Here is a 13333-nt window from a genome sequence, read left to right on the forward strand (position 1 = left end):
GATTAATATCAGCTCCAGTGGGTACGTAGAATAAAGCCTTAGTTTGTATGTGTGATCCTTATCATGTTTGTTGGCGTAAACCTTATCGATGATTTCTGTATCCGTATCTCAATAAAAATGACAAAAAGATTAATAGCTTAGGGAATCTCGCGCATGTGTAAAAAATGGACTATACGTTGTAGGGCAGGATGCAAATAACTTACGAAGAGGTTTCTATGACAGCGAAATATGGCGCTAAACGTCGATTAGCGATTTTGGGTACAGCGATGATGGCCGCGTCCAGCGCCACTTTTGCGGCTGAAAAGCCAAATATATTGGTTATTTGGGGGGACGATATTGGTCAATCCAATGTGAGTGCATACACCTTCGGTCTCATGGGTTACAAAACCCCGAATATTGATAGCATCGCGAAAGAAGGGATGATGTTTACGGACTATTACGCAGAGCAATCTTGTACTGCGGGTCGCTCTACCTTTATCACGGGACAAAGTGTATTACGAACGGGTTTGAGTAAAGTAGGTTTGCCGGGCGCAGACATTGGCTTACAAGCAGAAGACGCGACAATCGCAGAAATGCTGAAACCTATGGGTTACATGACAGGTCAATTTGGTAAAAACCACCTTGGCGATAAAGATGAATTCCTTCCAACAGCACACGGGTTTGACGAATTTTTTGGCAACCTTTACCACCTAAATGCTGAAGAAGAACCAGAGAATGAAGATTACCCAACCGATCCTGAGTTTCGTAAGAAATTTGGCCCTCGTGGTGTCATTAAGTCATTCGCTGATGGCAAGATTGAAGATACCGGTCCACTGACGCGTAAGCGTATGGAAACGGTTGATGAAGAAACACTAGACGCGGCACTTGATTTTATGGATCGCGCAGTGAAAGCGGACAAACCATTCTTCGTGTGGTGGAACGCGACACGTATGCACTTTAGAACGCACGTGAAAGCCGACAGTAAAGGCGTAACCGGTGTCGGTAACTACGCTGATGGTATGGTTGAGCACGATCGACACGTTGGGCAACTATTGAAGCAAGTGGATGAGTTGGGTATCAAAGACAACACGATTGTTTTCTACTCAACGGATAACGGCCCTCACATGAACTCTTGGCCTGATGCGGGTACAACCCCGTTCCGTGGTGAGAAAAACACCAACTGGGAAGGCGCATACCGTGTACCAGCAATGGTTCGTTGGCCTGGTAAGATTGAACCAGGAACCGTATCTAACGAAATCATGCACCATATGGACTGGATGCCAACCTTCGTTGCCGCCGCTGGTGATGACCAAATCAAAGAGAAACTACTCAAAGGTCATACTGCCGGTGATAAAACGTTTAAGGTTCACTTAGATGGTTACAACTTCCTTCCTTACCTAACGGGTGAAGAAGAGAAAGGCCGTCGTTCGGAGATCTTCTACTTTACCGATGATGGTGATTTAGCGGCGCTTCGTTACAACCAATGGAAAGCGGTGTTCATGGAGCAGCGTGCAACGGGTACCATGCAAATTTGGGCTGAACCGTTCGTGACGTTACGTCTTCCTAAGCTGTTTAACCTGCGTATGGACCCATACGAAAACGCAGACATTACATCGAACACATATTACGACTGGTTGTTAGACCATGCTTATATGTTCGTTCCAGCACAAGCGTATGTGGGCAAGTTCCTAGAAACCTTTGCTGAATATCCGCCACGTCAAAAAGCTGCGAGCTTTAGCTTGGATCAGGTAATGGAAAAACTGCAGGAATCTCATAACAAGTAAGTGATTGTTTGAGTGAAACTGAACAGATTGAAGAGCTCTTAGGAGCTCTTTTTTTATGCGCATATCGATGAGTAAATCCCGGTCGTGAATACGAATCACAACAATCGAGCTCATTGCCACTAAATAATTGTAAATTCGTTGTTTTTACGTCTACCTTATTAAGCATAAGGATGTATAAAAACAAGGAATGTTATGTCTGCATGGTTGTGCTCACTGGTAAACGGATTGAAACACCAGCGAGTCGCAGTATTATCCGCAATCTTGTCTTCACTGATGTTGTCGCTGTTCAGTCTGAACGCCTATGCCAACGAGCAAGATCCTAATATCAACTCTGATATTTCAAAGGCCAACTCTGTAGCGTCACCCGTTAGCTCTGACGCTTTACCTATCGGTTCTAAAGCCAGCTATGTCGGTTCGGAAGCATGTGTTGATTGTCATAGTGAAGAAGTCGCAGCGTGGGAGGGCTCTCATCATGATATGGCGATGAAGCACGCTACAGACGAATCTGTATTAGGCGATTTCAACGATCAAACATTCACTCATGACGGTAAACCCAACCGATTTTTCCGCAAGGGCGAAGAGTTCTGGGTCAATATTGAATGGCAAGACGGCCACTTTAAAGATTACAAAATCAGCTATACCTTTGCCTTTGAACCACTACAACAATACATGGTTGAATTTGAAGACGGCCGTGTACAGTTGATTCCTTTCGCTTGGGATTCTCGCACTGAGGGCGAAGGCGGTCAACGCTGGTTTCACCTCTATCCTGATACCACCAACACCGATGAATTCTACTGGACCAATAGCGGTCAAAACTGGAACTTCATGTGTGCTGATTGCCATTCAACGAACCTAGAGAAAAACTACGACAGCGCGAGCAACACTTATAATACTACTTGGTCGGAGATCAATGTCGGTTGTGAAGCGTGTCATGGCCCTGCAAGCGAGCACGTTGAACAGGCCTTGTTAGCAAATAAACAGAAAGCCAAAGCTAACGGTGGAAAGGATGCTCCAGTCTCGGCGCATTATGGTTTTGACCGCGACTTGTCGAAGTCGGTCAAAGAGTGGATCTATCAAGAGGGTAATTCAACCCTGCAACCAAAAGACATCATCCATACCAATCAAGTTCAAACCTGTGCTCAATGCCACAGCCGTCGTACTCAGTTAAATGAAACGGGTGATCACGTTAACGGGTCTTTCTTTGATAAGTATCGCTTGAGCTTGATTACCCCAGAGCTTTACCACAACGATGGTCAAATCTACGATGAAGATTACGTTTACGGATCTTTCCTTCAATCCGTGATGGCTGAAAAAGGCGTCACATGTACTAACTGCCACGCTCCTCATACCGCTGAACTAAAAATTGCCGAAGAAGCCGTGTGTAGCCAATGTCATATTGCATCAGAATACACGCCTGAAAAGCACACATTCCACGAAGCGAATACTGAAGCTTCACAATGCACGACTTGTCACATGCCAGAGACGACTTACATGGAGGTCGACCCAAGGCGTGACCACAGTTGGCATATCCCACGTCCTGATATTAGCCAACACATTAAAACGCCGAACGTGTGCACTAGCTGTCATGCAGAGCAAACCGACCAGTGGGCAGATAAGCAAATCGGTGAGTGGTTCCCAGATTCTAAGTACCGTAATCAGCAGCACTTTGCCGTTGCCTTTTATGCTGACTCGATAGGGCACAGAGGTGCAGAGGATGCGTTGGCATACTCGGCTCAGGACTCTAGCTTAAGCAATATCATTCGTGCATCGAGCTTAGAACGTTTGGGCGGTAATACGGGTAAGAATACGCTTATTTCGCTGGCAAGAGCGGTGAAACATGATGATGAAATGATCCGTTTGGGTGTGGTACAAGGCTCGTCTGGTTTCCCATTCACTGACCGTTGGCAAATTCTAGAGCCGCTACTGAAAGCCCCTGTATTGTCGATTCGTTCAGAAACCGCAGGCGCATTAGTGCGTTATTGGGGAGAAATGAACCCTCTGCAGAAAGACCAAATCAAGCCTGCATTAGAAGAGTACATTGAAATACAGCAATTTAATGCCGACAGAGGATTTGGACGTACTAACCTAGGCAACGTTTACCGAGATTTAGGCCAGCACGACAAAGCGATTGAGTTTTATCTAGGCGCTATCGAGATTGAGCCTTATTTCGAAAACAGCTACGCCAATTTAGCGGATTTGTATCGAGCGCAAGGTAACGAGGCAAAAGCGTTGTCGACCTTGAAGCAAGGTATTGAAGCTCAGCCTAAATCGAGTGTTTTGCCATACAGCACAGGATTGTCTCTGCTTCGTGTGAAAGATTACGAACAAGCAACGGACTACCTTAAACAAGCCGCTGAAACTGCGCAAACCGACCCTCGATATTGGTATGTGTACGGATTGGCTTTGGAAAAATCGGATGTGCTTGCGGCAAGTCAATCACTGCATAAGGCTTACCAATTTAGCCGCAACCCACAGCACCTGTATGCCCAGTGTGAAGTGTTGGCGCGAAACAGTCATATACCGGGCGTACCAAAGGCGTTTGAGCAATGTATTTCATCATTGAGCAAAGTGGCACCGCCGGAAGCCATTAACCAATTGAAAGCTAGGTTTAAATAAAGCGATGAGGTGAGCTTGGCTATCGAGCTTGCTGCTTATTCCGCTTGTAACCAATTATCGCGTTTATAACTGTTTATCATGTGTATAACTAATAGTTATGGGGCTTGTGAGTAGGATGTACGCAGCCAGATTTAATTAAGGGAAGACCTATGAACCATGCGCAACAAGCAATAAACCAACTGATTGAACAAACAGAGAAAAGTGTTATCGGTCAGAGCCACGTCGTTCGGGCTCTGGTGATAGGGTTATTGACTAATGGGCATGTGCTTTTAGAGGGACTTCCCGGTACAGCGAAAACTCGTTCAGTGAAATCGCTGGCGAACCTACTGAACACCAGTTTTGGTCGAATTCAGTTTACGCCTGACCTGCTGCCATCTGATGTGACGGGCACGGAGGTGTATCAAGAGCTTGATGGAAAGCCTCAGTTGCACTTTCAACCGGGTCCTATTTTCAACAGTATTGTTTTAGCCGATGAAGTGAACCGTGCGCCTGCAAAGGTACAAGCGGCTCTGCTTGAAGCCATGGCGGAAGGAACGATTACGGTGGGTGGTCAAACTCATATCCTACCTGATCTATTCATGGTGCTCGCTACGCAAAACCCAGTCGAGCAAGAAGGTACGTATCCACTGCCTGAAGCACAGATGGACCGTTTCATTATGAAAGTCACGGTCGACTATCCAGAAGATGAAGCTGAACGCGACATCATTCGACTTGTGCGCAGTGAGGAACTCGGTAGCGAGACGAGTTCGGAATTAGTCACTCCACAGCATATTGAACCTGAATTAGTGCTTGAAGCGCGCCGCCAACTTCCAGACATTGCCGTTTCCGATTTAGTAGAGAACTACATTGTGGCTTTGGTAATGGCGACTCGTAAACCTGAGCGTTATCCAGAATCAGACTTATCGAAATGGGTTGAAATTGGTTCAAGCCCTCGTGCATCTATTTCATTGGATAAATGTGCTCGCGCTTATGCGTGGCTGCAAGGGCGTGACCACGTCACGTTAGACGATGTGCGTGCCATGTTACCAACCGTATTAGGCCACCGATTCTCGTTGTCTTACGATGCATTAGCCGATGGTGTTGACCATCAAAGAGTGGTTGAAGAACTGCTTGATAATGTTGAGATCGGATAACTAGGGGGCGTCATGGCGAAGCCAATACAAGCTCCTAAACCGCAAGGCCTTGATCCTCGACTGTACTGTGACTATTCAAGGTTAGTGCGAATTCAGGCTCAAGCTGAGTCGTTTTCTCTACTGCCTCATCTAAAGGCGGGCAGTGTGCTGTCGGGCAGACATAACTCTTTGTTCCGTGGTCGTGGTTTGAATTTTGAGGAGTTACGACACTACCAATTGGGTGATGATATCCGTAATCTCGATTGGAAAGTCACCATGCGAACGGGGAAGCCGCATGTTCGCAGTTACACCGAAGAGAAAGACCGTAATGTGATGATCTGTGTCGATCAGCGCAGTTCGATGTTTTTTGCTTCTCAAAACACCATGAAATCCGTTGTGGCTGCCGAAGTGGCGGCACTGTGTGGGTGGCGAGTGCTAAAAGATGGTGACCGTGTCGGCTTCGTTTTAGCCTCACACCAAAAACTGTTTCATACCAAAGCGCAGCGTTCACAGTCTGATTTACTGGCTCAGTTAAAGCATCTTACCAAGGCTAATCAAAGCTTAGACGTGAGTGTGAGTGACAGCGAGGGTGTTGGTTTTAGCCAGTGGATTGAACTGATCAAACGAATGAGACTCAAGCAATCAACCTTGATATTCATTAGTGACTGGCGAGACTGCCGAGAACAACATCTCGATCGACTAAAGCAGTTACAGCAACACAACGATATCTTGGCCATTATGGTCACCGACCCATTAGAACAGTCATTGCCTCAAGATCTTGCAAGCGCAAACTGGGTGGTGGGTGATGGTCGCTTTCAACTTAATCTGGATAGCCAATCTAAGGTAAACCTCGCGAGTGAAAGTCTTGCTCAGAAAGCGGCACTTCAGAAACAGTCCCTTGCTAAATTGATGGCGATGAAAAACCTCCCTTATATAGAATTAGACACGTCGGGCAATCACATATCACAGCTGCAGAAGCTAGTGGGAGGGCGCTAAATGGCTGTTGAACATACTCCCCCAAGTACCTATATCCTCCGCGAACTGCACGATGTAGCGATTCCTGACAGTGTGAGCTGGGCTCCTCAAACTATCGGCTGGAAGATCCTTGGCGTTATTCTGTTATTGGTCGCTATCTATCTGGCTTATCGCTTGGCGTTAAGGTCGTGGAATAACCGTTATCGCAAAGAAGCGCTTCAAGAACTCATGGTACTGGATGCAAGAGACAAGAACTCAACCGAGCGAACCTTTAAAGTCCTCAAAGTGGTACTTCGTTACCTAGACAGCAGTAATGCAAAGCTGTTTGGAAAAGCCTATGTAAACCGTCTGAACGCTTATCTGCCTGGTAGCGCTAACACAAGTGAAAACAGCAATGCGTTCTTTGCCGATGAAGTTTCGGAATTATGGATGCAAAGCCTAATTGACCCTAATGTGCGTTTGAGCTTTGAACAGCGTTTAGAGGTAATTCAAACCGCGATGATGTGGCTAAAACTTCACAAGCCGAATGTACAGGTAACGGTTGAGGGGCAAGACAATGTTTGATGTTTTATCTTCCAGCTTTGAATTTGCGCATCCGCTGTGGTTTATTACGTTACCTCTGCCTTTGTTGGTCTACTTCGCTGTGCCAGCTTATCGAACCAAGCAAATGGCCATCAAGGTGCCATTTTTCAGTGAATTGGTTGAAGCGATTGGTGAAGCGCCGTCTGAAGGGGCAAGCCAGCTAACACCAAGCTGGTGGCAACGAACCACGTTGATTATTACTTGGGCATTAGTGGTGTGTGCGCTCGCTAAACCAACCATTCTTGGTGAGCCGCAAGTTCGCGAACAATTAGGTCGTGATGTGATGGTAGTGGTCGATTTATCTGGCTCAATGGCAGAACAAGACTTTACTTCTAAGCGGGGCGATAAAATATCTCGTTTGGACGCGACCAAAGAAGTGCTGGCTGATTTTGCGACTACCCGAAAAGGGGATCGACTCGGTTTGATTCTTTTTGGTGATGCAGCGTTTGTACAAACACCGTTTACAGCTGACCAAGATGTGTGGCTTGAACTGCTTAATCAAACCGATGTCGCGATGGCAGGGCAAAGCACGCACTTAGGTGATGCAATTGGCTTGGCGATTAAGGTGTTTGAACAAAGCGAAAAGCAGAGTGCTGCCGTTCAAGATTCAAGTGTTGATGCCAACGAAAAAGAGAAGGTCGTGATCGTATTAACCGACGGTAATGATACGGGAAGTTTTGTTGAGCCTATCGATGCCGCAAAAGTCGCCAAGGCTAAAGGCGTTCGAATTCACGTTATTGCGATGGGCGATCCGCAAACCGTTGGAGAGGTTGCTCTGGATATGGAAACCATCAAGCGTGTCGCTCAAGAGTCAGGTGGCGAAGCCTTTGAAGCACTTAACCGCGACGAACTGACCAAAGCCTATGCTCAGATTGGTGAGCTTGAACCTCAGTTATATGAAAGTACCACTTATCGCCCTAAACAGGGGCTGCACCACTATTTGATGGCGATTGTTGTAGTGATGTATTTGACCGCATTCAGCTTAGCAACGATACGCCGAAGATCGCTGCTCGCTTCTTCGGCTAAGAATTTGAAAGGAGAGAGTGATGCCTGATTCTCTCACGATACAACAGTTCTTTACCCAGTTTCATTTTATCCGACCTTTGTGGTTGTTGGCCTTTATTCCGATGTTCTTCCTGTTATGGGTTCGTTGGAGAGAAGAGACCAAACCAACGTGGAAAGACATTTTACCTACACATTTACGTGATGCATTGACGATTGGCGAAACAGGCTGGCGCAAGCAACTGCCGTTGAAGCTATTGGTAGTGATTGTGACTATCGCCATCATTATCTGTTCTGGCCCAACATGGCAGCGTGAGGCTTCGCCTTTTGGTGAAGACAAAGCGTCGATGTTGGTTGTGCTTGATAATAGTGAATCTATGCTTGCTAAAGATTTGCCTCCAAGTCGCTTGGAACGATCTAAGCAGAAAATTAGAGACTTATTGGCAGCTCGCAAAGGCGGTAATACGGGCTTAGTGGTTTATGCAGGCAGCGCACACGTGGCGATGCCCGTCACGCAAGACAGCAAGGTGTTTGAACCGTTTCTAGCGGCTATCACACCCGATATCATGCCTGTTTCAGGTAAGTCAGCAGAGGAAGCACTGCCACTGATTAATCAGCAACTGTCTGGTGAGTTAGGCTCTTCTGTACTGTTGGTATCAGATGGTGTAAACCCAAGCACCATTAGGGCGTACGAGAGTTTCTTTAACGACAATCCGTATCAGTTGCTCATTCTCGCCGCAGGAAACAGTAATGTGGTGAGCGATAACCCTGTCGACCTAGATTCACTGCGTAACTTAGCGAGTAAGACGGGTGGACGAGTGATTGAAGTGACCGTTGATGATTCGGATATCCAACAACTGAACAGAGCGGTTGAAAGAAACATGCAGCTCAACGGCGAATCTTCAATGCCTTGGAAAGACATGGGCTATGGACTGCTTATTCCAATGGCTTTCATTATGTTGCTATGGTTCAGAAAAGGGTGGTTGGTGCAGTGGTGTGTCGTTGGTTTGATGATCACAAGCAGCATGTATTCACCAGACACTTTGGCGAAAACAGTCAACTTAACCGCTGAGAAACCAGTTGTGGTGGAGTCGGTTACTACTTGGGACAAAACAGCTCAATGGTGGTGGGACTTATGGCTAACGCCTGATCAGCAAGGACAACGTTTATTGAATCAAAAGGAATACCTTGAAGCCGCCAAGCATTTTAAGGATCCAATGCGAAAGGGCGCGGCTTATTACTATGCTCGTGATTTTAAGCTCGCTCACAGTGCGTTTTTGCAAACCAAAACTGACCTTGGTTTGTACAATGCAGCGAGTGCGTTAGCTAGGCAGCGTGAATACCTTGCCGCACGAGACCTCTTGAAATCATTAAGTGAGAAAGAGGATCTGTCACCAGAACTAAGAACGGATGTGGAGAACAATCTTGCTGTGCTTAGTGGAATTGTCGAAGAGGTAAACCGAACCAGTGAAAGCCAGTCTGGAACCACAGATGGCCCTGAAGAATCTTTAGAACTCGAAGACGATCAGCCGCGAACGGGTGATGGCGCTGAAGAAGAAACGGTAGCGGAATTGATGCTTAAGGAAACACTTAACGCGAATGAGATTTTGGGCAGCCAAGAGCTTGCCGACAAGTGGTTAAAGCGAGTAGAAGCCGATCCTAAGTTCTTCTTGAAATCCAAATTCCAAATTCAGTTAAGAGATCCTGCGCCTTCCATCGAACAAGCGTCAAAACAGGAGCAAACGCAATGAGTCGATATGATTTAGCTCTTGAAGCGATTCAATCAAAGCGAGCGCGATTCACAGCCCGCACATGGTTGTTGTCGATGACTCTTATGTTGAGTTGGTTTTTTCCTGCTGTTGCTTCTGCTGCCGATATCTTCGATCTGCAAAAAAGTGGTGACGTTGAGCTTATCGCTTGGATTGGCGAGAAACCCAAGTCAGGCGACAAAATAACGCCGGGCAAAGTCAGCGTAAATGAGCAGGTCATTCTGAACATTGAGGTGGCGACACCGCGCTGGTTAACGGGCGGCACTCGAATCGGCAGTATCGAAATCCCTAACGTTATCGCTAAGCAGCGTAACCAACTCGCGACGAACTACACAGAAAGAGTCGGTGGTACTACATGGTCACGTCAGCGTTGGGAAGTGACGCTTTATCCGATGACTTCCGGTGAGTTTGTTATTCCAACCGTACCGGTTCGTATCCAAGTTTCTGCTCCTGATGGTTCAAACGTGGGCGGTACGCTTTACACGCAGCCGATTAAGTTTGAAGCTTCGTTGCCTTCAGGTTTACTCGATAATGAAACGCCTTGGTTTTCTGCGACAGAAGTAGATATAGAGCAGCAATGGCAACGCTCAAGTGAAGAGCTAAAAGTTGGCGATGCTATTACTCGAACTATCACGATTAAGGCAAAAGACAGCTTTTCTGTGTTGCTGCCAGATGTGCTAATCAATAAGTCCACTAAGCAGTTCCAAGCTTACCCACAGCCCAACCGTTTGGATGACACTCAAGAACGTGGTGATTATCGCTCAAGCCGAGTTGAACAGACTGTATATGTGATTCAGCAGGGTGGTGAGTTTACGCTGCCAGAGTTTTCATTTCAGTGGTGGGACAGCAAAAATCAACGCCTTGAAAACGTGGTGATAAAAGGCGAAGTGTTTGAAGCCAAACACACAGTCCAATCTTTCATCAAAGCCTACATGTCGGTGTTTATTAGTGTTGGTTTGGTGTTGTTAGTCTGCATTGCGTTGATTGTTTCGGTTAAGCGTTACTACGCAAACCGCCCAACACCGAGTTGGCTGGTACTACGTCGTTTAGTTAAGCAAGGTAATTGGGCTGCATTAAGAACCTTTATCTACCGTCAATTGCGAAACCAAACCTCTCAGTTAGAACTGAATAAAGTGCAACTGGATAAAGCGCAACATGGTAAATCAAATGGACAAAAGCGTTGGCTAGAAGATAGCGAAGCCCTTCAACAAGGATGTGAAGATAAAAACGTATTCACTCGTTTATGGAAAGGGTTACGTAACTTGCCCAGTGACACATCAAACTCAAGCAATTCTCGTTCAATTGCCGCTCGCTTGAAAATCCCTAAAGCCTTGCCAAACTTAAAAGATAGAACTAAGTAGCAAACTTTAGTTATTCGCATCGAACATAATCGGCAGGTTCTCTACTATGGGGAACCTGCTTCTTTAATATGGAACTGTATGAAAAGTACCGAACTAAATCTAATTCCTATATTTGTTGCTATCTATGAAGAGCAGAACTTATCTAGAGCTGCTAATCGCATGGATATAAGCCAACCAGCAGTGAGTAAAGCACTTGCAAGGTTGAGAGATATCTATGATGAGCCACTGTTTCATCGCACCACATCAGGCGTAGAGCCAACCACATTCGCTATTGATATCTATCCTGCAATGGCCGCTGCACTTAAAAACTTTACTTCTACCTTATCCGCATCAAGAGACTTCGATCCTAAAACCTCAGGCCGCGTGTTTTCCATTGCCTGCGTCTCGGCGGCGAGCTACGAAATGATGCCAAAAGTCATGCGGTTAATCAGCCAAGTCGCACCAGGTATCGCGTTAGAGGTTCATCCTCTGTTTACCGAAGACTATGAGTCTGATTTAAGGCTGCAAAGACACGACGTGATTGTTGATATGACGCCTAAAGGAAGAACCATGCTTAAGCACGAGGTGATTTCTACAGAAGAGCTGGTCGTGGTGTGTAGTAGTGATCATCCTACGGTTGGCGATACCATCGATATGGAACAGTTCTTAGCACTCGAGCATGTGGTGGTCTCTAGGTGGCATGCGCGCAAAAGCTTATTAAGCTCTGAGCACTATAGTGACCTTGAGAAACGTAGAATCGTGTATCGCGCAGCGGGCGTTGTAGAGATGCTTCCTGTTATCGAAGGCTCTGAGTACATCGGAGTAATGCCTATTTCATCAGTGCGTTGTTTTGCTGAAAAGTACGCGGTAAAAACACTACCATTACCCTTCGAGTTGGAAGACCTCGATATGTGTATGATTTGGCATCCAAGCCGTACTAATGAACCAAGCCATAAGTGGTTACGAGCTAAGATCAAAGCGGCAGCAAAAGAGTTATCAAGTTAGCCTATACAAGGACATAGCCATGGACAGCATTCGCGTGATTTTAAACGGAAAGAAAGCCAATATCCCGGAATTAAGGCAAGCCACCTTTGCGGCGAGGGACAATGATATTGACCTGCAAGTTAGAGTGACTTGGGAATCGTCGGACATGTTTCGTTTGGTAAGCGAGGCAATATGCGATGGTGTTAAGCGTCTGATTGTTGTCGGTGGCGATGGAACGGTGAATGAAGCCGTTAACGCGCTCAACCTGTTCCGTGCCAGTGAAAGACCACAACTGGCGCTTGTCCCAATGGGCACTGCGAATGATTTTGCTACCGCAACGGGAATACCTAACGATATTTCGGGTGCTTTTGAACTAGCGCTGGAAGGCAAGGCGTTTGCGGTGGATAGCGTGCGTGCGAATGACCGCTATTTTATGAATGTCGCTGCGGCGGGTTTTGGTGCTGAAGTCACAGCTGAAACGCCAGTCGAGCTTAAAGATTTTCTCGGTGGCGGTGCTATACACTAACAGGTGTGGTGAAAGCACTTGGCTTTAAGCCCTACAGTGGCACGTTGCCCATAGACAAAGGCAGCTTTACCGGCGAGATCCTTGTGGGTGCTTTTTGTAATGGTCGCTTAGCGGGTGGAGGACAAGAGTTAGCACCCAATGCATTGATTGATGATCGCTGTTTACCCAGTCGGGTATCGAGCTATCACGCGCCACCATGGCAAGGTGGGTTATCCAAGTCAGTGAGAAGTTCGCCCCGCTGTATGTGGCCTTGAAGGAGAACCTACTTCAACAAGTGGTGGTTCAGGCGGATGAAACGCCGCTCAATGTGCTCAAAGAAGAGAAGCAGTGTTATATGTGGCTTTACTGCTCAGGCGCTGACTCGCCCGAAGCGGCACTGCCGAATGTGAAAAAATCGCCTTGTACGACTATCAAAACAGTCGCGAGAGGGTGTGCCCCGTGGACTTTTTAGGTGACTACAACGGTTATCTACAAACCGATGGCTACACGGCTTATCATGGTCTGCATCACGTCACTAATGTGGGGTGCTTAACGCAAGTTCATGGACGCGAAGAAGCTTCAAGGGGAAGGTAAATCGGGCAAGGCTGATAAAGTGCTGGCTAAACCCCCAAAACTCTACGGGATAGAATCACGCTTAAAAGGTGCGCCTGCCCAAGAGCGAAAA

General features: G+C 46.7%; 9 protein-coding genes and 2 pseudogenes. All 11 read left to right on the forward strand.

The window, feature by feature from the left end; genetic code table 11:
* The first annotated feature begins 215 nt into the window (after positions 1 to 215).
* Positions 216 to 1763, forward strand: a complete 1548-nt coding sequence (locus tag AB6E52_RS11680; RefSeq protein WP_017060009.1) for an arylsulfatase — start codon at positions 216 to 218, stop codon at positions 1761 to 1763.
* 192 nt (positions 1764 to 1955) lie between these two features.
* Positions 1956 to 4379, forward strand: coding sequence for a tetratricopeptide repeat protein (locus AB6E52_RS11685; RefSeq protein ID WP_102320966.1), 2424 nt, complete (start codon positions 1956 to 1958; stop codon positions 4377 to 4379).
* 149 nt (positions 4380 to 4528) lie between these two features.
* Positions 4529 to 5512: a MoxR family ATPase gene (locus AB6E52_RS11690; RefSeq protein ID WP_102320965.1), complete on the forward strand. Its 984-nt coding sequence runs from the start codon at positions 4529 to 4531 to the stop codon at positions 5510 to 5512.
* Between the two features lie 12 nt (positions 5513 to 5524).
* Positions 5525 to 6487: a DUF58 domain-containing protein gene (locus AB6E52_RS11695; RefSeq protein ID WP_102320964.1), complete on the forward strand. Its 963-nt coding sequence runs from the start codon at positions 5525 to 5527 to the stop codon at positions 6485 to 6487.
* Positions 6488 to 7030: a DUF4381 domain-containing protein gene (locus tag AB6E52_RS11700; RefSeq protein WP_102320963.1), complete on the forward strand. Its 543-nt coding sequence runs from the start codon at positions 6488 to 6490 to the stop codon at positions 7028 to 7030.
* Positions 7023 to 8102: a VWA domain-containing protein gene (locus tag AB6E52_RS11705; RefSeq protein WP_102320962.1), complete on the forward strand. Its 1080-nt coding sequence runs from the start codon at positions 7023 to 7025 to the stop codon at positions 8100 to 8102. The genes AB6E52_RS11700 and AB6E52_RS11705 overlap by 8 nt, the downstream gene beginning before the upstream one ends.
* The gene (locus tag AB6E52_RS11710) at positions 8095 to 9801 is read left to right on the forward strand and encodes a VWA domain-containing protein (RefSeq protein WP_102320961.1); all 1707 of its coding nucleotides are present in this window, start codon (positions 8095 to 8097) and stop codon (positions 9799 to 9801) included. The genes AB6E52_RS11705 and AB6E52_RS11710 overlap by 8 nt, the downstream gene beginning before the upstream one ends.
* Positions 9798 to 11180, forward strand: coding sequence for a BatD family protein (locus tag AB6E52_RS11715; RefSeq protein ID WP_102320960.1), 1383 nt, complete (start codon positions 9798 to 9800; stop codon positions 11178 to 11180). Before AB6E52_RS11710 ends, AB6E52_RS11715 begins: the two co-directional genes overlap by 4 nt.
* A 78-nt stretch (positions 11181 to 11258) precedes the next feature.
* A complete protein-coding gene (locus AB6E52_RS11720; protein ID WP_017064697.1) occupies positions 11259 to 12164 on the forward strand; it encodes a LysR family transcriptional regulator in 906 nt (301 codons plus the stop codon).
* A 19-nt stretch (positions 12165 to 12183) separates the two neighbouring features.
* Positions 12184 to 12824, forward strand: a pseudogene (locus AB6E52_RS11725) (YegS/Rv2252/BmrU family lipid kinase); the annotation flags it as partial.
* A pseudogene (locus AB6E52_RS11730) lies at positions 12824 to 13333 on the forward strand (transposase); the annotation flags it as partial. The pseudogenes AB6E52_RS11725 and AB6E52_RS11730, both read left to right, overlap by 1 nt.

The organism is Vibrio sp. 10N.247.311.13 (genome assembly GCF_041467595.1).
In the GTDB taxonomy this organism is placed as follows: Bacteria; Pseudomonadota; Gammaproteobacteria; order Enterobacterales; family Vibrionaceae; genus Vibrio; species Vibrio crassostreae_C.

Coding starts and splice junctions, on each gene's coding strand:
- AB6E52_RS11680 (WP_017060009.1), top strand. CDS start 216: ATGACAGCGAAATATGGCGCTAAACGTCGATTAGCGATTTTGGGTACA.
- AB6E52_RS11685 (WP_102320966.1), top strand. CDS start 1,956: ATGTCTGCATGGTTGTGCTCACTGGTAAACGGATTGAAACACCAGCGA.
- AB6E52_RS11690 (WP_102320965.1), top strand. CDS start 4,529: ATGAACCATGCGCAACAAGCAATAAACCAACTGATTGAACAAACAGAG.
- AB6E52_RS11695 (WP_102320964.1), top strand. CDS start 5,525: ATGGCGAAGCCAATACAAGCTCCTAAACCGCAAGGCCTTGATCCTCGA.
- AB6E52_RS11700 (WP_102320963.1), top strand. CDS start 6,488: ATGGCTGTTGAACATACTCCCCCAAGTACCTATATCCTCCGCGAACTG.
- AB6E52_RS11705 (WP_102320962.1), top strand. CDS start 7,023: ATGTTTGATGTTTTATCTTCCAGCTTTGAATTTGCGCATCCGCTGTGG.
- AB6E52_RS11710 (WP_102320961.1), top strand. CDS start 8,095: ATGCCTGATTCTCTCACGATACAACAGTTCTTTACCCAGTTTCATTTT.
- AB6E52_RS11715 (WP_102320960.1), top strand. CDS start 9,798: ATGAGTCGATATGATTTAGCTCTTGAAGCGATTCAATCAAAGCGAGCG.
- AB6E52_RS11720 (WP_017064697.1), top strand. CDS start 11,259: ATGAAAAGTACCGAACTAAATCTAATTCCTATATTTGTTGCTATCTAT.